This is a genomic window from Chryseobacterium sp. JV274 (assembly GCF_903969135.1).
GTDB lineage: Bacteria > Bacteroidota > Bacteroidia > Flavobacteriales > Weeksellaceae > Chryseobacterium.
The window spans coordinates 162,666-184,061 of sequence record NZ_LR824569.1 but is presented as its reverse complement, the minus strand read 5'-3'; the positions used below and the strand labels follow the sequence as shown (position 1 = coordinate 184,061).

Here is a 21,396-nt window from a genome sequence, read left to right as displayed (position 1 = left end):
GATGAATTTAGATAGTTATTATAGTTTTTGTCCTCTGGGTTTTCTAACCTTTTTTTGCAGATCCTCCTGTTGTTTATTGGCAGGCTGCTGCTGTTTTGATTCTAAAGGCTCCTTCACATTTGTAGTAGCTTCATTGGTTTTACCCTGGGTGTTAACCGCAGTTTGGGTTTTATGATCTTCTGTAGGTTTTGCCTCTTCTTTAAGTTTATTAGGATGATTGAAGGAGAAATCGGTTTTAAAGGTTTCTTTATTGAAGGTAATATAGCCTTGATAGGCTTTACCTTTAGCATCGGTAAGACCGTCAACGTATACGGTTTGCCCGGCTTTGAACTTTTCATACTGTGAATCACCCAGTTCTTTTCCTCTGAATACTTTGGGTGCTTCTTTATCCGTAGGTTGAGTTTGCTGTTGGTTATAATGATGTTGTTGACTTTGTTGCGGTATCTGGTTATTGTTGAATATAAACTCTACATACCGCTTATCTGCATTGAACTGTACGGTAGCATCGAAAAGTTCTCCTTTTTTGGAGGTCATGCCTTCAAGATACAATGGACCTCCTTCCAATAGGGTTTGTTTCTGATGTTCATCAAGCCTAATTCCTTTGATTTCATCAGGGATTTTCATGTGCTCCGCTCTATAGGCAACCAATTCATTGGTTAAACGGTCACGGCTAATGACAGATGGAATGATTTCATCTGTTTTAGGATTGACCAGATCTACTACCCTGCCCATATTCCCGGTTTCTTTCAGATTCTTTTTATCTTCATCCGTGAACTGGTGACCCAGAAATTTATTATTGAGACTGGGCTCTTTTCGGATTCCATGCAGATGAACGGCAACCTGTCCAGTATCTCCTGTCTGAAGAGATAATCGAACATCCATTTTGCTTACTGCCGTTCCCAGATTAATGGTGATGGGAATTAATGTATTGGTTTTAAATCCTCTGAGTAATGAATCCATCGCATTCATTTTTTCAAGCTTCTCCTGATTAAGTCCGAATTTTTCCATCGTTTTCCAGTCGATCTGTTCAGGCTGAAAACGATACTCCTGATTTTCTGTGTTGTTGTCCATTGTATTTTGATTTTTTGGATTATTGTTATGTTGCGGTAAAATTTCGTAGTCTTTCAGCTTTTCTTTTTCTTCAGGAGATACCTGATCAATATATTTCTGAAGATCATTGGCAGTATTAACAGCATCGTATTCTGAAACTTTGAAAAAGTTGAAATGCGTAGGATTTTTAAGCTGCCGGTAAAAGTTGGAAAAGAAGTTGGAGAATAGATCGCCGTGCTTATCTACTCTGATCAGCTGCTCATTATCCTTTTTTCCTTGTGGAGGAAACTTTTGAAGATTCCCTTCTTTATCTACACCTTTGACCATCTCAACCTGGTTGGTATGAATGTTCAGGACAAGGAGTGTATCTGCTGATGGTTTTAGTTCACCGGACTCCTGAGCGTTTATTATTTCATCTTCCATTGTATTTTATTTAATGGAACGAAGGTATAGACTCAATTAAGAGGCTCTAAAAGATCGGAATGGTGATGAATAATTTGGCTGTTGATGTCTTTAATACTATCAAGAATTTAAGCATTCTCTGATCAATTGATGGACATCCGAAAGCTTATAGTACAGCTTTCCACTGATGGTATAGTAAGGCAGCTTTTTATCAGTCCGGTACCGCTGTAATGATCTGGAACTTATCTTTAAAAGCTGTAAAACATCTTGATTATCCAGAAGCTGCTCTCCGTCTACTTCTATAAATCTGGATTGGTTCTTAAACATTTGCTCTTTCAGTATGTCAAATCTTTCCATAATTCTTTCCATCCAGGCGATAAATTCTGTTCTTTCAATATTCATAATGGTGATTTTTATGATTGTTGCTCATGTAAAATTGAACAAGAGAAATCGTATAAAATCACTACTTTTTCATAGTTACGAAGAGATTTTTCACAAACTCCGATTTTAAACTAAAAGTGTAAAAAATTTTAATTCTATCAGTGGTATAAAAAAGTCTCCTCATAAAGGAAACCTAAAAAATAATGATAGTTGGAAAGTTTTAATTTCAAATATGCTATAATTGTAAACAAAATCAATTACAAAAAAGGTATTGCTACAAAATTGTAGCAATACCCAAAAAAAATATACATAATATTCAGACCTATGTATCTCTGTTTATAAAAAATTAAATAATCTAACCTTATTAAAAGACAAATCTAAGTTCATTATTATTCATGCTTTCTCAGACCAGCCAACCATAATGCTTAAAGTCAGTATATTTTTTTCCAAAAGCTTAAAAATCCGTTACAAGCTGAATCTACCAGATCAAAACTTCTCGGAATTTCGTCCCACTTACTCCAATACGTAACCAAACGGGTTCCGACAGGAGTTGTTTCTAATTGTTCTTTCACATAACCTGAATAAATATTATATAAATTCTTATCAGGAAGTATTGAATCATCAATCGGATTAGAGGTATCTATATTTTCAAAAAAAGAATTGAAAAAGTAAAAGGCTTCAAAATCAGAAAAATCAATTTCATTGATATTGGAGTTGATAAATTCTACATTGGTGATATTATGTCGGTCTGCTATTTTCCTTGATATTTTAGTAAGTGAAGCTCTTTGTTCTACACCATAGAAAAATCCTTTGGTAGAAGCTGCACCTACCAGGCAAAACTTTCCAGCCCCTGCCCCAATATCAAGAACTTTTTTTCCGGACTCTTCTACCAGATATTCTGCCGCCATTCGGGCAACCGTTACTGGAGTCCAGTGTCTTTCCGCTGCCGCTTTTATATTGGGAGGATAAAGTTCATTAAAAACGGCATCCTTTACATCCATATTCTCTCTAAGCTGTTTAAAAATCATTTTATTATTTGTATATAGTCCTCATAAGTTAAAAGCTCATTCGTAGATATGTAGGTAGAAAAAATTAAAAACCAGCAGTTATAAGAATCTGTATTAATATGGGATGGCATTACAGCTATATTTTGATTAACTTCCATAATTTTTGTGTCACAGGGAGCAACCAACTGAAAAGTCTTATTGATTCCATAAACAGTCCCAAAAACAGTTCCTTTTTTTAAGTTTTTCTTCTGCAAATTAAATTCAACAAGGTGAATTTCTCCTATTTCCTTTTGAGCGAAATCTGTAATTCCAACACAAAAATCGTATAATCCGATTTTTCTCAGCCACAAATGGTTTTCCGTATAATAAAGGTTCTTGGGAACAAGCATATGATTATTAATCTGATTAGTTTGTAAATGGATCTATTTTTTAATAAATGGAGTTTTAACAATAATAGCTTTGACCGTCTTATTTCTGATATTGATAAAAATTTCATTTCCAATCTTAGAGCTATCAGCTGCAACATAACCCATCCCTATTCCTTTTTTTAGTGTAGGTGAAAGAGTTCCGGAGGTTACCACTCCAATAATTTGATGGCTACTGTCCCATATTTCATAACCGTGACGGGGAATTCCTTTATCTTTTATTTCAAAACCTATCAATTTTTTAGTGACTCCCTTTTCCTTTTGGAGGCTTAAAAATCCGCTATACACAAAATCTTTTGTAAATTTTGTGATCCATCCTAATCCTGCTTCCAATGGAGAAGTTGTATCATCAATATCATTTCCATAAAGGCAATACCCCATTTCCAAACGCAGGGTATCCCTTGCCGCCAGCCCGATAGGTTCAATACCTTCATCTTTTCCGGCTTCAAATATGGCTTCCCATAAGTGAGCTGCATATCTGTTCTCTACATAAATTTCAAACCCGGATTCTCCTGTATATCCTGTTGCAGAAACCAAAGCATTTGGAATATGGGCAAATTCACCTATTGTGAATGTGTAATATTCCATATCCTTCAAATTGATATCCGTCAACTTCTGTAAAACGTCTATCGATTTTGGCCCCTGAATAGCTAATAAAGAAACGGAATTCGAAATATTGGTTACCTCCGCTCCAAAAGAGTTATGGCTTATGATCCATTCCAGATCTTTTTGGATGTTGGAAGCATTAACCACCAATAGGTAATCATTTTTGTTTATTTTATAAACCAAGAGATCATCAACTATACCTCCGGTATCATTGGGCATACAGCTGTACTGTACTTTTCCGGGATAAAGTTTTGAGACATCATTAGTAGTGATTTTTTGAATAAGTTCCAAAGAGCCTTTCCCCTGTATTGAGATCTCTCCCATATGAGACACATCAAAAACCCCGACATTATTTCTAACCACTTCATGCTCATGTGTTACGCCTTTGTATTGAACAGGCATTTCATAGCCTGCAAATTCTACCATTTTCCCTCCAAGAGCATGATGAATGGCATTAAATGCCGTTTTCTTTAGTTTTACAGTTCCCATTTATGATAAGTCTATTAAAGATGAATATGAACCAGATCTTAACAATCCTTCTGCATCAAAAAGATTTTCCACCTTAATTTTGACCATCCAGCCTTCCCCGTAAGGGTCTGAGTTGACCAATTCAGGACTGGCTTCCAATTTTGGATTGATTTCCATTATTTCTCCGGCAAGAGGCAAAAACAGGTCTGATACTGTTTTCACAGCTTCAACTGTCCCAAATACTTCATGTTGCTTTAAATTTTCTCCCAATGTTTCAATTTCAACATAGACAATATCTCCTAATTCATGCTGAGCAAAATCGGTAATTCCGATATAAGCCGTATTGTTTTCTAATCGAACCCACTCGTGATCTTCAGTGTACAGGAGGTTTTCTGGAATGTTCATTCTTACAGTTCTTTTTTTAATTTATATATTTATTCAATGAGTTAATGTCATTTTAGACTAAGGGTCCTCCTGTTATTGTTTCTTCATCGGCAAAAAACACGAACGATTTAAAGTTTTCTGCAAACTGGGTGGCAAGGTGTAATGCTTTTTCATCATATGCCAACTGGTCATCCCAGGTATTTTTAGGGTTTAGAATCTCAGAAGGAACTCCTTCGCACTCTACAGGCATCTGCAGTCCAAATACAGCATCCTGTACGAAATCTACGTGGTCCAATTTATTTTCAAGTACGGCCGAAATCATAACCCTGGTATAAGCAAGTTTGATACGTTCCCCGGTACCATAGGCACCAGCGGACCAGCCGGTATTAATAAGCCATACATTGATGTTGTTATCTTTTAACTTCTTTCCTAACAGTTCAGCATATTTTGTAGGATGAAGCGGTAAAAAGGGTTTTCCAAAACACGCCGAAAATGTAGTCTGAGGTTCCGTAATTCCAGCCTCAGTTCCTGCCACCTTAGCAGTATATCCGGAAATAAAATGATACATCGCCTGCCCTACTGATAGTTTCGATATTGGAGGAAGAACTCCAAAAGCATCGCAGGTTAAAAAGAAAATATTATTGGGAGTTTTCCCTATGGAAGGATGTATCACATTCTCAATAAAGTCAATAGGATAAGCAGCTCTTGTGTTTTCTGTTACGGAAACATTATCATAATCTACAATATCGGTTCCGTCAAAAAAGCGCACGTTTTCAAGCAAAGTTCCAGAATGTATGGCAGAAAATATCTGCGGCTCTTTTTCCTCACTCAGGTTAACACATTTAGCATAACAGCCCCCTTCAAAGTTAAATACACTTTCATGATCCCATCCATGTTCATCATCTCCAATCAGCTGTCTTGACGGATCTGCAGAAAGAGTGGTTTTTCCCGTTCCGGAAAGTCCGAAAAATACAGCGGTATCACCAGTAGCTCCTACATTGGACGAGCAGTGCATAGAAAGTACATTTTTCTCAAAAGGAAGGATATAGTTTAGTACTGTAAAAATTCCCTTTTTGATTTCCCCGGTGTAAGCACTTCCCCCAATAAGGATTATTTTTTTTGTAAAATTGATGATTGTAAAATTATGCTGACGGGTTTTATGGGTCTCGGGAACAGCTTTGAAATCCGGAGCATTAAGAACCAACCATTCATGCTGAAATGTTTCCAACTCCTTTGCTTCCGGTCTTAAAAACAGATTATTAACAAATAAATTGGCCCATGGCGTTTCAGTGATAACCTTTATATTTAGTCTGTATTCAGGTTTGGCGCAGGCATAGGCATCTCTGACATAAATATCTCTACCAGAAAGATGGGTAATAACATCATCATACAATCTGTCAAAGTCTTCCGGTATAAAAGGATGGTTAACCTCTCCCCACCAAATAGAGTCCTTGGTTGTATCATCCTTAACTATAAACTTATCCTTTGGTGAACGGCCTGTAAATTCACCTGTATCACAAGCCAAGGCTCCTGAACTTGTAATAATCCCCTGATTTTGTTTTAAGGTTTGTGAAATCAGCTGTGAGACAGATAAATTCCAATAGACTTCTTTACTGGGTACAATTCCAATATTTTTTAGAGATTCCAAATATTCCATTAATTAGTTCTGGTTTGTTATGCCTACAAAATTAGAAGCTTTATAAAGGAATAGGAAGGATGTAAATCTTTTATAAATGTGATTTAAGTCAAATTTAAGTTAGGGTAAAAATGTGTAAATTAGTAAATCATGATTTCAAAATTTATTTTTAATAATCAATATCTTTTTGAGGAGCTTTCAACATACGATAAAGAAATGCTTCAAAAAGTGATGCAGATTAAAAACTACCGTAAAAACGATGCTATATTTACTGAAGGGACTATTCCTAATGGTATCTTTTATTTGAAAGAAGGAAAGGTAAAAAAATATAAGGTTGACAATGACGGAAGGGAGCAGATTATTTATATCTATAATGCCGGGGAGTTTTTTGGATATTCAGCCATCTTAAGTAATTATTCTTATGGCGATACCACTCAGGTCATTGAAAGTTCTATTATCGCGTTTATCCCAAAAGAAGATTTTTTGCATATTCTTGAAGAATCGAAAGTTTTTTCTAAATTTCTTCTCAAAAGCCTGAGCCATGAGTTTAGTGTAATGGCTAACCTGATGACTATTTTATCCCAACGAACTGTCAGGGAACGTGCAGCCCTCAGCTTATTGATTCTTCATAATAAATACAAATCAAAAAATAATATTGCAGAAAATGTATATATTACATTATCCCGCGTTGACTTAGCCAATATGGTAGGGACAGCAAGGGAAACATTAGCCCGTATCCTGCATGATTTTAGGGAAGAGCAGCTTATTGTGATGGAAGGAAGAAAAATAGAGCTGAAAGATATAAAAAGACTGACACGTATCGCTAATCTTTAACAAAAGAGATAGTGTCTTTGGATATTTTGAGGATTTTTTTGATTCATAATGAATGGTTAGGGAATAATTTTACACTGAGAGTTATCTCTCTTCTATATTATTTATAGTGTCCATTGCTTAAAGAAATGACGTATGTTTAGACATAAAGGGAAAGGACGAACATATTCCCACAATTTAAAGCTGGCCTCTATTCTGTCCTGTGTTGCAGGATTGGTGAATATCACTGGGGTACTTTCCGTAAGTACCCTGACTACCAATGTAACAGGACATTTCGCCTATTTTTCTGAAGAGCTGCTTATAAAGAATTATAAAATGGCACTTTTTTATCTGCTGTATATCCTATTTTTCTTGCTGGGAGCCTTTGTTTCCGGGGTTATCACAGAATGGGCTACAAAGCATAAACTCCATACATCTTATATCATTCCTTTGTCCATTGAAATTATAATTATAATTATCATAGCCTTTTCACCTGATATACTGCCTAAAAATTCTTCTATCTCGCTCATCATTTCTTCGGCGTTACTTTTTGCTATGGGATTACAGAATGCTCTTGTTACCCGGGTTTCCCAGTCTGTGGTAAGGACTACCCATCTCACAGGGCTGTTTACCGATCTGGGAATTGAGCTATCTCAGCTATTTTTTCATCAGCAAAAAGGAAAAAAAATACAATTAAATAAAAGCATTTTTTTAAAGCTAATGATCATCATCTGTTTCTTTCTGGGGGGAATTATTGGGGGATTTACCTATCAGCAATTTCAACTGAAAACACTTCTTCTCCCTGCTACTTTCTTATTATTTGCTGTATGGTATGATAGGTTATTATTCCGGTATTATCACCTGAAAAGAAAGTTGAGATAGTTGCATTTTCTTATTTTATTCATTGGAAGAGCAATAATTATTTTAAAACCTGTTTTGAAATTTTAGAAAAGTAAAAACGATTATCAATACGTCTTCAAGAATCTACATATTAGGTAATATTAATCGAAAAGTCAGATTAATTCTTTCCTTCATTGGTAAAGTAGATTTAGCTATCCTGTGTTCCCAACTTTCCTGAAGATCACCTTCCATAATAAGTAGACAACCATGAGGCAATGGCAGACTGTATTTACTCTGATGATGATCTTTTTTTCTAAAATCAAAGTTTCTGGTTTGTCCCAGACTGATGGATGCAATGACAGGACGTTTTCCATAACGGCTTTCCTTATCACGATGCCATGCAACGGAGTCATTATGGTCACGGTATAGATTTAACAGGACCCCATTGAACTGACAGCTAAATTCCTTTTCAATTCTTTGTTTTAAAGAAAATAACTCGGGAGTCCATGGATTGGTTGGCTTTTTATCTTCTTCCGAATCATTATATTTTGAATCGCCATACCAAGCTGTCAATCTTGGAGTAAGCACCATTTTATCATACATTTTCTGGGTACGCTGTTCCCAGGGAGCAGTATCCAATAATCCATTTTTAAGCAGGTCGGCTTCTTCCCTGCTCAGGAAATTCTCCTTGTATTCCAAAAGGTCTTTTGGAAACTCATAGAATTCTTCGGCATCAAATAAACTCAGCTGGTTCATTATAACTTTGTGGTAAAATATTTATCTTAGCAATATCCCGTTACTTCGGGATTTTTTCATCATTTGTGTTTTTACTTCCCTTCGGGGAAGTTTTTTGATTATGCCATTTACTCAAAATGAATTCAATTCTTATCTCCCATTTTTTCTTTGATCTGCTTGATATCAGTTTTAATTTCTGTGATAAAGTTTTGAATATGATGTTCTGAAAATTCATCAGGCTCATATTCTTTGGTATTAATACTACAGGCAAACTCCCAGATTTCTTTAATTTCAGGCAATGGAATTTTATAAGGCTCATAAAATTGATTGTCAGCCTTAACCCATATACCATCTGCTTCATGAAACTGAAATCTTTTGTAACTGATACCATCATTGGTGGTAATGAAAACATACGTTCTGTCCGTTTTCAAATCCGAAAGATTTTCAACATACTTTCCGACGATATAGGTTCCGTTCTTATAGGGGGGCATGGAATCTCCATCAGCTGGAAATGCCCTAAACTTACCCCCTTTTAAAAAAGGCAATGATATGGTCTCCAGACTTTCTATGTATTCCGGATCTCCATAGCCATTCAGGTAGCCCATAGAAGCTTTTTGGGGAATAATTTCAATCTGATTGTTTCCATCTTGATCAACCTTTATAGGCAGAACAATCCTATTCTCAGGAAGCTGCATTATTTCATCGATAGAAAACTTTCTGACATCTACAGTCAACAATAGGTCGATGCTAATGTTATAGTATTTTGAAATTCTAAGCAATATTTCAATAGGAGGTTCTGTTCTGCCATATTCATAGGCGACATATCTGGATCGGGTAAGAATTAATAGATCTGCCAGTTCTTGCTGAGTCATATTTTTCTTTCCTCTCAAAAACACGATGTTATCAGAGAATTTTGACATTGTTACAATTTTAGACAACAAAAATACAAAATTTGTTTCAAAACGAAACTAATTTTGTAACATGGAAAGAGCAATTGTACATATGGATTTGGATACGTTCTTTGTTTCCTGTGAAAGGCTGAAAAACTCCGAACTGGAGAAAAAGCCTGTGATCATAGGAGGTGGAGACCGTAGTGTAGTGGCGTCCTGCTCTTATGAAACCCGTTTTTTCGGAGTCAGAAGTGCCATGCCGATCAAAATGGCTTTGCGGCTGTGTCCCGAAGCAAAAGTAATTAAGGGAGATATGGAAATGTATTCCAATATGTCCCATATGGTGACTGAAATTATTCAGGAAAAAGTTCCTGTCCTCGAAAAGGCAAGCATCGATGAATTTTATTTGGATCTTTCCGGAATGGATCAGTTTTTCGGATGTTACAAATGGACGCATGAAATAGCAGAAAGCGTACAGAAAAATACAGGACTACCGATAAGTTTTGCGTTGTCTGCCAATAAAACCGTATCTAAAATCGGAACCGGGGAATCAAAACCAATCGGAAGGTTTGAAGTCAAACAGCATGACATTCAATCATTCTTGAACCCACTTTCGGTAAAGAAGATCCCTATGGTCGGCGATGTTACCTTTCAGCTGCTGTCAAGACTGGGCATCAGAACCATACAGACCCTTTCAGAAATGCCTGTTGACGTTCTTCAGCAGCTGATCGGTAAAAATGGAAATGAACTCTGGAAAAAAGCACACGGAATTGACGAAAATCCTGTGGTCCCTTATTCCGAACGAAAATCCATCTCTACCGAAGATACTTTTGCCCAGGATACTATAGATATTCAGGGAATCAAAAGCATTCTTTCCGGAATGGTTGAAAAGCTTTGTTATCAGCTCCGTGCAGAGAAATGGCTGGTATCGGTAGTGGTGGTAAAACTCCGGTATTCCAATTTTGATACGGAAACCAAACAATGCAGGATTCCTTACACCTCAGCTGACCATACCCTGCTCAGGTATGTTCTGGAACTCTTTAAAAAAGTATATACCAGACGGATGAGAATAAGATTGATAGGCGTAAAGTTTACCGGACTGGTTCACGGATGCCATCAAATGGATCTCTTTGAAGATACTGAAGAGCTGATCTCCTTGTATCAGACGATGGATAAAATCAAAAACAGGTTTGGAACTTCAAGTGTAGCAAGAGCCTCAGGTTTATTAAAATAAATACAAGATGTTTCTGAATTGTCATTCTTATCACAGCCTCCGGTATGGGACTATTTCTATTAAAGAACTGGTTAAGCAGGCTGTACATTTTAATATTAAAACCCTGGCTCTTACAGATATCAATACCATTACGGGGATATATGATTTCTACAAACTTTGTCAGGATCATAATATCAAACCGATCGTCGGAGTGGAAATACGGGTTCAGAATGAACTGTATTATATCTGCCTGGCCAAAAATCAAAAAAGCATTGCAGAAGTCAACAGTCTTTTAACCGCATATAACTGTGAAGGCATTGAAATTCCTAGGGCAAATCCTGATTTTACAGATACTTTTGTTATTTATCCCCTGGAAAATATTCCTGAAAAGCTATCGGATCATGAATTTATAGGCATCAGACAAGATCAGCTCAACTTTTTAATTAAACCGGAATTAAAACAGCTCATTCATAAAATGGTTATTCTTCATCCCGTTACCTTTACCACCCCTGAAGAATATGAGCTTCATAAAATCGTAAGGGCTATTGATCACAATACATTGATCAGTAAGCTTACGGAAGCTTATTACTGTAAGGACAACGAAATGTTTACTGATAAAAAAGAGCTTCTGGCTCAATTTTACCATGAGTCACAGATTATTGAGAACACAAAATATGTTGTCAATAGCTGCCATTTTGATTTTGATTTTTCAACACCTAAAAACAAAAAGTATTTCACTGACAGCAGGGAAAATGATTTTGAGCTTTTAAAGAAGTTAGCCTATGAGGGGCTTTCTAAAAGGTATGCCGCTGATAATCTACAGGCAAAAGCAAGAGTGGATAAAGAATTGGGGGTTATTGACCTGCTTAATTTCTGTGCTTATTTTCTCATCACCTGGGATATTATCCAATACAGCAACCTAATGGGATTTATGCACGTAGGAAGAGGCAGCGGTGCCAATTCCATTGTCAGTTACTGCATCGGAATTACTGATATATGTCCCCTGGAATTGGATCTGTATTTTGAACGTTTTTTAAACCTCAATCGTAAAACACCTCCGGATTTTGACATTGACTGGAGCTGGCAGACCAGGGATATCATCCTGGAATATATTTTTGATAAATATGGTAAAGACCATGTTGCTTTCTGTGGAACCAATGTTGAATTTAAATACCGTTCCATTTTCAGGGAGGTAGGAAAAGTATTTGGACTTCCGAAAGATGAACTGGATACACTGGCAACAAAACCTATCCAGGAGCATGATAACAATTCGGTATCCAAACAGGTTCATTACTACGGAAAGCTTTTAGAAAAGTTTCCTAACCAGAGAAGTATGCACTCCTGTGGAATTCTGATATCAGAAGAACCTATCACCAATTATTCTGCACTCGAAATGCCTCCCAAAGGTTTTCCAATCGTACAGTTCGATATGTACACTGCTGAAGAGATTGGCCTTGAAAAATTTGATATTCTCTCACAAAGAGGTTTAGGTACAATTAACGACACGATAAAGCTGGTAAAGGAAAAAAGAGGAATTGATATTGATATCCGGGATACATCTCTCTCAAAAGATGAAGCCAGATGCAATGAATTCTTGAGTTCCGGAAAAACCATGGGCTGTTTTTATATTGAATCTCCAGCCATGAGGGGGCTACTCAGAAGGCTGAAATGCGATAACTACAAAGTATTGGTAGCAGCCTCTTCTATTATCCGACCTGGTGTTGCCCAAAGCGGAATGATGCGGGAATATATCTTCAGGCATAACAATCCCACAAAATTTGAGTACTTCCATGAAGTTTTTGAAAAAGAACTGGGGGAAACCTATGGCATTATGGTATATCAGGAAGATGTTATTAAAATTGCCCTGCATTTTGGTGGATTATCAGCCCCTGATGGTGACGTACTGAGAAGAGCCATGAGTGGTAAAGGCCGATCCTTATCTGCTTTACAAAAGGTAAAAGACAACTTCTTTGAATCCTGCAAAAAGTTGGGACATCCCGAACAATTATCCATGGAAGTATACCGGCAGATCGAATCTTTTGCAGGATACTCATTTTGTAAAGCACATTCTGCTTCCTATGCTGTGGAAAGCTATCAGAGCTTATATCTCAAGGTCTATTATCCTATTGAATTCATGGTCTCCGCTATTAATAATGGCGGCGGGTTCTACAGAACTGAAGTCTATATTCATGAAGCCCGGATGTCTGGAGCTTCAATCCATAACCCTTGTGTCAATTTAAGTGAATATCAGACGACTGTTTATGACTCTGATATTTATTTAGGATTTATGCATATTGAAAGACTGGAAACAAAATTAGCACAATTGATTCCTGAAGAAAGAAATCAGAATGGAGAATATACTTCTCTAGAAAACTTTGTCAAAAGAATTCCTATTGGTATCGAAACATTACAGATTCTAATATTCATCGGGGCATTCCGCTTTACCGGAAAACAAAAACATGAACTGCTGATTGAATCAAGATTTCTTTTGGGAAATAATAAGATTACATTCAGGCATCTGACTTTATTAGAAGAACCTCAGAAAGATTATCAGCTTCCCACTATAGAAAGAAGCCCATTTGAAGACGCTTTTGATGAGATAGAAATATTGGGTTTCCCTGTTTCATTCAGCCCTTTTGATCTGTTACAAACCCGATACAAAGGTAGTGTAATGGCTAAAGACCTTACTAAGTATCACAAAAAACAGGTTAAAATGCTCGCTTATCTTATTTCAAGAAAGCATGTTCCCACCAAAAAGGGAACGATGTACTTCGGTACCTGGATTGATGCTGAAGGAGAATATTTTGATACGGCTCATTTTCCAAACTGCCTCGAAGAATATCCTTTTCAGGGTGGTGGCTGCTATCTCCTATTGGGAACAGTAGAAGTGGATTTCCATTTCCCTACTATTACCATTCATAAAATGGCTAAAATGCCTTTTATTCCAGATCCAAGATATTCTATGGATAAAGAAAAATCATTGGAAGCTCAGCGTAATCTGCATGAAGATATCAGTATGACTTGGCGGAAGCCTTATCCGCAGGAACATGAGATAGGAATCCCAAGACAAAAAATGTTATAAGAGAGTTCAATTATTTATCTGAGCGACAAAGTCTAACGTAATAACCACAATTTTTCCTGCCACAATTTTGAATAAATTAGGATAAGATTTAACAATACTTTTGTATACATTAAAATTGTGGCTGAAAAAACTAAATCTAAGTTTTCATATAGATATCTTGTGTTTGCCATCTATAACATTGCTTTACTTTACTTCTGTAGAGCCCTTTTAAGATTAGTTACTTTCCTAAAATCTTTTTCGTTACAAATTCATTAAAAAAATAATCCCTATATATATTTCCGATAGGAATTTCATTCATCCCAATGTAGATGGTATTATTATCTAAAGAGTCAATACATTTTGAATTGACAATATAAGATTTGCTAACTCTTACAAAGCTGTCTTTGGGTAACTGACCCTGGATTGCTTTAATACTGACCGCAGTGATTATCTTTTGATTTTCGGTATGGATGATCACATAATCTTTTAGACCTTGAATAAAAAGTATGTTTTTAAAATATAATTTGAACATTTTCCGTTCCGCTTTTACAAATAAATAGTCATCAGTAGCCGTTTCTATATTCGGCGGGTCATTCTTTATTTTTATTAGCTCGGAATAGCTTCTCGCTTTCTCAACGGCTTTTTGGAAACGCTCCAATCTTACAGGTTTTATAAGATAATCAACAGCATCTACCTCATAACTATCTGCAGCAAATTCTGAGAAAGCAGTTGTAAAAATCACAAGGGTCTCTTTTGGAATAGAATTGGAAAATTCGATGCCATTTGTGCCGGGCATCTGAATATCCAGAAATACCAAATCCACAGTATTGGGATTATTTTTTAAAAACATTCCGGCAGATTCTGCTCCGTTGAAGGTTTGCAGCAGATTCAAATTAAATGTTTTCTCAACCAGTATGTGTATGGCTTCTCTAGCCAGAGGTTCATCATCTACAATAATACAATTCATTATTTCCATAATTTTAGAAGTTTGAAATTACTCTTTTACTTTTCTAAATAACAAAATAGTCATCCAATATATCCGGCTTTTCTTTTTTTATTAGTTTTAGAAAAATGCGTGCTTCATCCACACCTTTTTTAAAACGCTTCGCAATTGTTGATTCTGAAAGTTGTTCCAACTGCGGTTTTTTTGTGGTGTTTACAAAAGGAGAAAACTCAGGAATATAAATCACAAAAGTTCTTTCAGAAATATTCTGTATAAATTCCAGATTCTTGACATCATACATCTGGATATCAAAAAAAACCAGATCCACACAATTGTCTCTCAAAAACAAAGCTGCCTCAGAGGTTGAATTAAATACTGATAGCAGTTTCATGCCTCTTGAGTGGCCAATTAGTTTTCCGATGGTCTTTCTCATTTCCGAGTCGTCGTTTACAATGATACATTTCATAATTTAATGGTTAAATATACAGTAAAGGTTTGCTCATCATTGACAATTTTTAATGAATAGGTTAATGGAAATAATAGTTCAAGCCTTCGTTTGATATTTACAAGCCCAAGTCCTCCGGAATAAGAAACAGCTTTAAGTACAGGCTTTGAATTGATACATTGAAAAATAAGCTCTCCGTCTCTTATTTCAAAAAAAATATTTACATAAGATGGCTTTACAGAATCATTATTATGCTTCACAGCATTTTCAACAAACGAGATAAATAACAATGGGGGAATCTGTACTCCACTTAGATTTCCTTCTTTCGAAATAAGAAAATTAAAGTTATCACGCCTTATTCTTTCCAGATTAAGAAAATCTTCCAAAAAATGGATATCGGAAGTTAGCAGAACTTTGTCTCTTGCACTATCATATAACTGATATCGTAATAAATCACTTAATCTTAATAAAACCTGTGAAGCCTTTTCCGGATCTTTCTGAGTAAGCACATTGGCATTATTTAACATGTTAAATAAAAAATGTGGGTTGATCTGATTTTTCAGCTGCTCCAGTTCAGCAGATGTTCTGGATTTTTCAAGTTCAAAAATCAGCTGTTTATCCACCACCCATTTCTGAAATAGTTTTATGGAAGTTGACGCTGCAATAAGAACAAGAATAAGAACAGAAAAGAGAGGAATATTTAAACCGTCATCATTCATATCGGCATCACCAAAGTATGCCAAAAATAACTTCGTAAAAATAATTATAAGCCCCAGAATGCTTAGAATGGTTAAAAAATACCAGGCATATTTATTTTTAAATAGGAGGCGCGGAACCAGCACATACATATTGCTATAGAATAATAAGAAAAACAACAGTAAAACAAGTGTAGGCTCAGTAATTTCCGGAGTACTGTTATAAAGAACCACACCGATAAGAACGATAAGCAACACATGTCGGAGTATCCTATATTTAGAGGAAATGAAAAACTGGAATACCCAATTTTCATTAGCAAACTCATTAGGTGAAATTTTGTGCATGATAATTAAATAATTAATGATAGCAAAATTAAAATAGTAATAAAACTGGAAATGATCTTTTAGACCAAATTGTGTTTTTCATAGACGAAAATGCAAATATTGAAATTTTATAAAATTTCCCACTAAATATAGCGATAATCATTTAGTCGTTGAAATACATAATTTCATCTACAAACTAATGAATCTTATCTAATAAGTAAAAAAATAAGATATGCTAACGGATAGTTTTGCAGTAGAATTATAAATTAATCCAAACTACAATGAAGAACAAACTTTATGTCCCATTGTTCGTAACGATTTCAATGACTGCTTTTGCACAGGAGAAAGTGACACTCAGTGGAACTATTGCCAACAAATCGAACAACGAAACACTTATTGGAGCAACCATATCAGTTCCGGAAGTCAATATATCGGCGGCCACAAACTCTTACGGATTTTATTCCATCAGCTTGCCAAAAGGTGATTACACGATTATTATTACCTATCCTGATTTTGAGCAGATGGAAGAAAAAATCTCTCTGAAAGAAAGTATGAGAAGAAACTTTGTAATCACAGAAAGCAATCGTACAAAATCGATTGATGAAGTAGTTATCAACAAAACTTCTACCAAAACAAACATCAGAACTCCGGAAATGAGTGTAAACAAACTTTCCATAGCTACTATCAAAAAAATGCCAGCTGTTATGGGTGAGGTGGACGTTCTGAAGTCCATCCTTCAGCTTCCCGGTGTTGCCAATGCACAGGAAGGTGCTTCCGGCTTCAACGTAAGGGGTGGTGCTGCTGACGGGAACCTGGTTCTCTTGGACGAAGCTATTGTTTATAATACGTCGCATTTGTTTGGATTTTTTTCAGTTTTTAATTCCGATGTTATTAAAGATTTAAAACTATATAAAGGGGGTATCCCTGCTAATTTCGGGGGGCGTACTTCTTCCGTTCTGGATATTTATCAAAAAGAGGGAAACAACAAAGAGTTTCACGCAACGGGAGGCATCGGTGCAGTTTCCAGCCGATTACTGGTAGAAGGTCCTATCGTAAAAGAGAAAAGTTCTTTTGTTGTTGGAGGAAGGGCTTCATACGCACATCTTTTTTTAAAATTGGCAAAAGAGCCCAATTCTGCTTACTTCTATGATTTGAATGCCAAATTAAATTATAAACTCAATGATAAAAACAGTCTCTATTTATCGGGATACTTCGGAAAAGATGATATGAATTTCAATAACAGTTTACTGAACGATTACGGAAATTCGCTTTTCAATGTAAGATGGAATCACATTTTTTCTGACAAATTATTCTCTAATGCATCGATAATTTATAGCAATTACGACTACGGATTAAAAATAAAATCTGCAGGAATAGACTGGAAATCAACCATTAAAAATTACAACTTCAAATACGACTTAAAACATTATCTGTCTGATAAACTAAATTTGAGTTATGGGGTGAATTCCATTTATTACCAATTCAATCCGGGAACCATAAAACCGTTTGGAGATGATTCTCCTGTAAAACCTGACCAGATTGCAAAGAAAAATGCAATGGAAAATGCAGTTTACATCAGTGCTGAACACAAATTTTCAGACAAACTTTCTGCAACCTACGGTTTACGATACAGCAATTTTGTACGTTTAGGAGCTGAGGAAATAAAAACCTATGCGAATAATGAAGCAGTGGTTTACAATCCTGAATTGAAAATCTACGAAGAAGGAACTCCAACTGGAAGTATTCTCTATGGTAAAAACAAGAAAATTACCAGTTACGGAAATCTCGAACCTCGATTAGGAGTAGCTTATGTGCTGGATGATAATCAATCCATAAAAGCGAGCTATAACAGAATGAGCCAATATATTCATCTGATTTCCAATACGGCTTCGGTATCACCCCTGGATATTTGGGCGCCCAGTGATCAATTTCTCAAACCCCAGATTCTGGACCAGGTCGCATTGGGCTATTTCCGAAATTTCAATAATGGAAAATATTCTTTGGAAGTTGAAACGTTCTACAAAAAAATTAAAAACAGAGCAGATTATATTGACGGAGCCGAGCTTATTGCCAATAAAAACATAGAGCAGGTAATGCTAAACGGAGAAGGCAGAGCATACGGTCTGGAAATTATGGTTAAGAAAAACACGGGACGATTGACCGGATGGTTGTCTTATACACTTTCCAGAGCAGAACAGAGAACTCCGGGAAGAAATGCCAATGAACCGGGAATAAACAACGGAAAATGGTACAGAGCAAACTATGATAAAACTCACAACCTGTCTCTTACCGCAGCCTATCAGCTTACAAAAAAATGGAGTTTTGGTGGTATTTTCACCTATCAAACGGGAAAGGCAGCGACCTATCCAAACGGGAAATACCAATATCAAGGTATTAGCATTGCTAGTTATGGTGAACGAAATGCTAACTCAATTCCAGCATATCATCATTTAGATTTATCTGCGACCTGGACACCGAAACCGGATAGCCAAAAAAGATGGAAAGGAGAATGGGTATTCAGTATCTATAATGTCTACGGAAGAAGCAATGCAGCCGCAGTTAATTTTGGACAAAATCTGGATACAGGGCTTAGTGAAGCAAGAAAAATGTCGATTTTCGGAATTATCCCGAGTGTAACCTACAATTTCAAATTCTAAAAATTCCTAACATTTTAAAAATTTAAAAATGAAAAAATTTAAAAGTTATATATTCATCGCCTTAGGAATAGTTCTTATTTCCTGTGAAAAAGTAATTAGCGTAGATTTGGATACAGCTCCTCCTAAATTGGTAGTAGACGCTTCAATAGACTGGCTGAAAAATACCACAGGAAACATCCAGAAAATTAAACTCTCTACCAGCACAGGATATTATAATGCCGATTTTCCATCAGTTTCCGGAGCTACTGTAGCAGTTACTAATTCAGCAAATACAGTGTTCACTTTTATTGAAAATCCCGGGACGGGAGAATACATTTGTAATAATTTTGTTCCGGTAATCGGTGAAACCTATACTCTTTCTATAAATCTGAACGGTGAAACGTACACGGCAACAGATAAAATGATTGGAGCTCCTAAAATTGAGAATAATATCGTTCAAAATAATGAAGGAGGAATGGCAGGAGACGAAATAGAAATTACTTATTACTATCAGGATAATCCTGCGGAAACGAACTATTACATTTTCAGTAATAAAAACCCGCATATTGCTTTTCCTGAATATCAGGTAGAAAATGACGAAAATAACAATGGAGGTTTAACATCCGTGTATTATTCCAACAAAGATTTGAAATCAGGAGAAGTGGTTAATATTAAATTATACGGAATCTCTAAAAGATATTACGATTACTTCAGAAAAATCCTGAATGCTTCAGGTGCAGATACAGGCCCATTTTCTACCACTCCGACTTCGGTTTACGGAAACATCAGCAACCAAACCAACTCGGCAAACGCACCTTTTGGATATTTCAGATTATCCGAGGTGTCTACTAAAGATTATACCATTCAATAAACGTTTCTTTACACTAAACAGTTATAGGCATACGAGAATTACCTAATTGTCCTTGCGGTAAATTGGAATTTGCATTTAATAATTGATGATCATATAGGTAAATAGTTAGGTGGAAATGTTGTTGGGAAAGTCGTCGTTGTTTTGATGGCGGCTTTCATTTTATTAACTATGAAAATGTACAATACGTCAATTTTTTTCCCATTATTCTTTCCGGAATATAAACTATGGTCCTTACATTTTATGAACAAAAAACATCTTTTCTTATTCCTGCTCATTTTCGGAATAAAAACCAGTTCACAAATCACATTTACATTAAAACAATGTGTAGAATACGGTTTACAGCACAACAGGAACAATATTATTTATATGAACGAAAAATTAGCTGCAGATGCGAAAGCAAAAGAGATTTTGGCAAATTATCTTCCGAAAGTAGATATATCTTCTACCTTGAATAATAATCTGAAATTACAACAGAGCATCATTCCGGCAGGTGTCTTCGGCTCTGATGAAATCCATGCTTCACTCGAACAGAAATACAATTCCAATGCTTTCATACAACTGGAACAGCCTGTTTTTGACCAAGCAATACTTACCCGTTTGAAAAATAACAAATATCTGAAAGAACAATCCAGCCTGAACATCCAGCAAAGTCAGGAAAATATTATCTATAGCATCAGTACAGCATATTTCCAGATCCTGGTGTACAAACAGCAATTTGAACAACTGGAATTTAATCAAAACAATTACCTGAAACTTATTGAAATCTATCAATTACAGGTTAAGAAGGGCACTATACTGCAAAAAGATTTGGATAAAATCATCGTTGACTCCAATAATATAATTGCCCAAATGCGTGTTGCCAAAAGCAATATAACTTTAGCTCAAAATCAGCTGAAATATGAGATGGGTTTTCCTCTGGGGGATAAAATTGAGCTGGATACTCCAACAGAATTACAACTGGGATTGTTTCATGAAAATTCACAAAATACATTTAATCCGAATTCAAGAGTTGATTATAAACTCTCCGAGCTACATATAAAGATACTGGAAATAGAAAAATCTGCTATCAGAGCTGAGATGCTTCCCAAATTATCACTCAATTTTCAATATGGAGCAGTTGGTTTCGGTGATAAATTCTCACAAGTATACAGCAATTTTTATCCGTATTCCACAATTGGACTCAAGCTCAGTATTCCGATTCTGAATTTTTATAAAAATAATGCACAATACACACAAGCCGACATTAGCAAGAAAAATGTGGAGGAAAAACTGAAATTGGCAGAAGGAAAAATCATCATAGAATATGAAAATGCCAAAACCAAACTCTTGCAAGCGCAAACCAATGTAGAAAATGGTCTCCGAAATATCAACCTGGCAAAATCTGTTTTAAAAGTGACAGACTTGCAACTCCAAAAAGGAGTTACCACTCTCACTGACTGGCTCAATACCCAAAACTCATTTCGAGAAACTCAAAGCACTTATTTGACGGCGCTGTATACTTATTATCAGTCCCGCATAGATTTGGAATTAGCCGGTGGTACATTGAAAAATTTTTATCAATCCTATTAGAAAGA

19 protein-coding genes are annotated in these 21,396 nt (G+C 35.9%); 7 read left to right on the top strand and 12 right to left on the bottom strand.

The window, feature by feature from the left end; translation table 11 throughout:
• Positions 1–18: 18 nt before the first annotated feature.
• The 7 genes from CHRYMOREF3P_RS00860 to pckA all read right to left on the bottom strand — a co-directional run bounded on the left by CHRYMOREF3P_RS00860 (position 19) and on the right by pckA (position 6,380).
• Complete coding sequence (locus tag CHRYMOREF3P_RS00860; RefSeq protein ID WP_180563613.1) at positions 19–1,473, bottom strand: DUF3945 domain-containing protein; 1,455 nt, start codon at positions 1,471–1,473, stop codon at positions 19–21.
• A gap of 99 nt (positions 1,474–1,572) precedes the next feature.
• Positions 1,573–1,854 carry a helix-turn-helix domain-containing protein gene (locus CHRYMOREF3P_RS00855; RefSeq protein ID WP_180563612.1) on the bottom strand — a complete coding sequence of 94 codons (282 nt, stop codon included), beginning with the start codon at positions 1,852–1,854 and terminating at the stop codon, positions 1,573–1,575.
• A gap of 410 nt (positions 1,855–2,264) precedes the next feature.
• The gene (locus CHRYMOREF3P_RS00850; protein ID WP_047383940.1) at positions 2,265–2,861 is read right to left on the bottom strand and encodes a methyltransferase domain-containing protein; all 597 of its coding nucleotides are present in this window, start codon (positions 2,859–2,861) and stop codon (positions 2,265–2,267) included.
• Positions 2,858–3,229: a glycine cleavage system protein H gene (locus tag CHRYMOREF3P_RS00845; protein ID WP_047383938.1), complete on the bottom strand. Its 372-nt coding sequence runs from the start codon at positions 3,227–3,229 to the stop codon at positions 2,858–2,860. Before CHRYMOREF3P_RS00845 ends, CHRYMOREF3P_RS00850 begins: the two co-directional genes overlap by 4 nt.
• A gap of 33 nt (positions 3,230–3,262) precedes the next feature.
• Positions 3,263–4,360: a glycine cleavage system aminomethyltransferase GcvT gene (gcvT, locus tag CHRYMOREF3P_RS00840; RefSeq protein ID WP_180563611.1), complete on the bottom strand. Its 1,098-nt coding sequence runs from the start codon at positions 4,358–4,360 to the stop codon at positions 3,263–3,265.
• Positions 4,361–4,744 carry a glycine cleavage system protein GcvH gene (gene gcvH / locus CHRYMOREF3P_RS00835; protein ID WP_047383934.1) on the bottom strand — a complete coding sequence of 128 codons (384 nt, stop codon included), beginning with the start codon at positions 4,742–4,744 and terminating at the stop codon, positions 4,361–4,363.
• Between the two features lie 52 nt (positions 4,745–4,796).
• A complete protein-coding gene (pckA, locus tag CHRYMOREF3P_RS00830) occupies positions 4,797–6,380 on the bottom strand; it encodes a phosphoenolpyruvate carboxykinase (ATP) (protein WP_180563610.1) in 1,584 nt (527 codons plus the stop codon).
• A 129-nt stretch (positions 6,381–6,509) separates the two neighbouring features.
• Here pckA and CHRYMOREF3P_RS00825 point away from each other — a divergent pair, with 129 nt between their 5' ends.
• Positions 6,510–7,193, top strand: coding sequence for a Crp/Fnr family transcriptional regulator (locus CHRYMOREF3P_RS00825; protein WP_180563609.1), 684 nt, complete (start codon positions 6,510–6,512; stop codon positions 7,191–7,193).
• 132 nt (positions 7,194–7,325) lie between these two features.
• Positions 7,326–8,051 carry a YoaK family protein gene (locus CHRYMOREF3P_RS00820; protein WP_180563608.1) on the top strand — a complete coding sequence of 242 codons (726 nt, stop codon included), beginning with the start codon at positions 7,326–7,328 and terminating at the stop codon, positions 8,049–8,051.
• Positions 8,052–8,153: 102 nt separating this feature from the next.
• Here the strand turns inward: CHRYMOREF3P_RS00820 and CHRYMOREF3P_RS00815 are convergent, their stop codons facing one another.
• A complete protein-coding gene (locus tag CHRYMOREF3P_RS00815; RefSeq protein WP_180563607.1) occupies positions 8,154–8,765 on the bottom strand; it encodes an alpha-ketoglutarate-dependent dioxygenase AlkB family protein in 612 nt (203 codons plus the stop codon).
• 122 nt (positions 8,766–8,887) lie between these two features.
• Entirely contained in the window at positions 8,888–9,664 is a 777-nt protein-coding gene (locus tag CHRYMOREF3P_RS00810) for an XRE family transcriptional regulator (RefSeq protein WP_180563606.1), read from the bottom strand.
• Between the two features lie 61 nt (positions 9,665–9,725).
• Here CHRYMOREF3P_RS00810 and dinB point away from each other — a divergent pair, with 61 nt between their 5' ends.
• Positions 9,726–10,868 carry a DNA polymerase IV gene (gene dinB, locus CHRYMOREF3P_RS00805; protein WP_180563605.1) on the top strand — a complete coding sequence of 381 codons (1,143 nt, stop codon included), beginning with the start codon at positions 9,726–9,728 and terminating at the stop codon, positions 10,866–10,868.
• 7 nt (positions 10,869–10,875) lie between these two features.
• Positions 10,876–13,929, top strand: a complete 3,054-nt coding sequence (locus tag CHRYMOREF3P_RS00800; protein WP_180563604.1) for a DNA polymerase III subunit alpha — start codon at positions 10,876–10,878, stop codon at positions 13,927–13,929.
• A 217-nt stretch (positions 13,930–14,146) separates the two neighbouring features.
• Here the strand turns inward: CHRYMOREF3P_RS00800 and CHRYMOREF3P_RS00795 are convergent, their stop codons facing one another.
• The 3 genes from CHRYMOREF3P_RS00795 to CHRYMOREF3P_RS00785 are packed head-to-tail and all read right to left on the bottom strand — an operon-like array spanning position 14,147 to position 16,336.
• The gene (locus tag CHRYMOREF3P_RS00795; RefSeq protein WP_180563603.1) at positions 14,147–14,875 is read right to left on the bottom strand and encodes a LytR/AlgR family response regulator transcription factor; all 729 of its coding nucleotides are present in this window, start codon (positions 14,873–14,875) and stop codon (positions 14,147–14,149) included.
• 43 nt (positions 14,876–14,918) lie between these two features.
• Positions 14,919–15,317 (bottom strand): response regulator, encoded by a 399-nt coding sequence (locus CHRYMOREF3P_RS00790; RefSeq protein ID WP_180563602.1) that lies wholly within the window; start codon positions 15,315–15,317, stop codon positions 14,919–14,921.
• Positions 15,314–16,336 (bottom strand): sensor histidine kinase, encoded by a 1,023-nt coding sequence (locus CHRYMOREF3P_RS00785; RefSeq protein WP_180563601.1) that lies wholly within the window; start codon positions 16,334–16,336, stop codon positions 15,314–15,316. Before CHRYMOREF3P_RS00785 ends, CHRYMOREF3P_RS00790 begins: the two co-directional genes overlap by 4 nt.
• 260 nt (positions 16,337–16,596) lie before the next feature.
• On the opposite strand from CHRYMOREF3P_RS00785, the gene CHRYMOREF3P_RS00780 reads away from it, so the two are divergent.
• From CHRYMOREF3P_RS00780 to CHRYMOREF3P_RS00770, 3 genes are all read left to right on the top strand, one after another.
• Positions 16,597–18,972, top strand: a complete 2,376-nt coding sequence (locus tag CHRYMOREF3P_RS00780) for a TonB-dependent receptor (protein ID WP_180563600.1) — start codon at positions 16,597–16,599, stop codon at positions 18,970–18,972.
• Positions 18,973–19,000: 28 nt separating this feature from the next.
• Entirely contained in the window at positions 19,001–19,822 is an 822-nt protein-coding gene (locus CHRYMOREF3P_RS00775; protein WP_180563599.1) for a DUF4249 domain-containing protein, read from the top strand.
• A gap of 240 nt (positions 19,823–20,062) precedes the next feature.
• Positions 20,063–21,391: a TolC family protein gene (locus tag CHRYMOREF3P_RS00770; RefSeq protein WP_180563598.1), complete on the top strand. Its 1,329-nt coding sequence runs from the start codon at positions 20,063–20,065 to the stop codon at positions 21,389–21,391.
• Positions 21,392–21,396 lie beyond the last annotated feature (5 nt).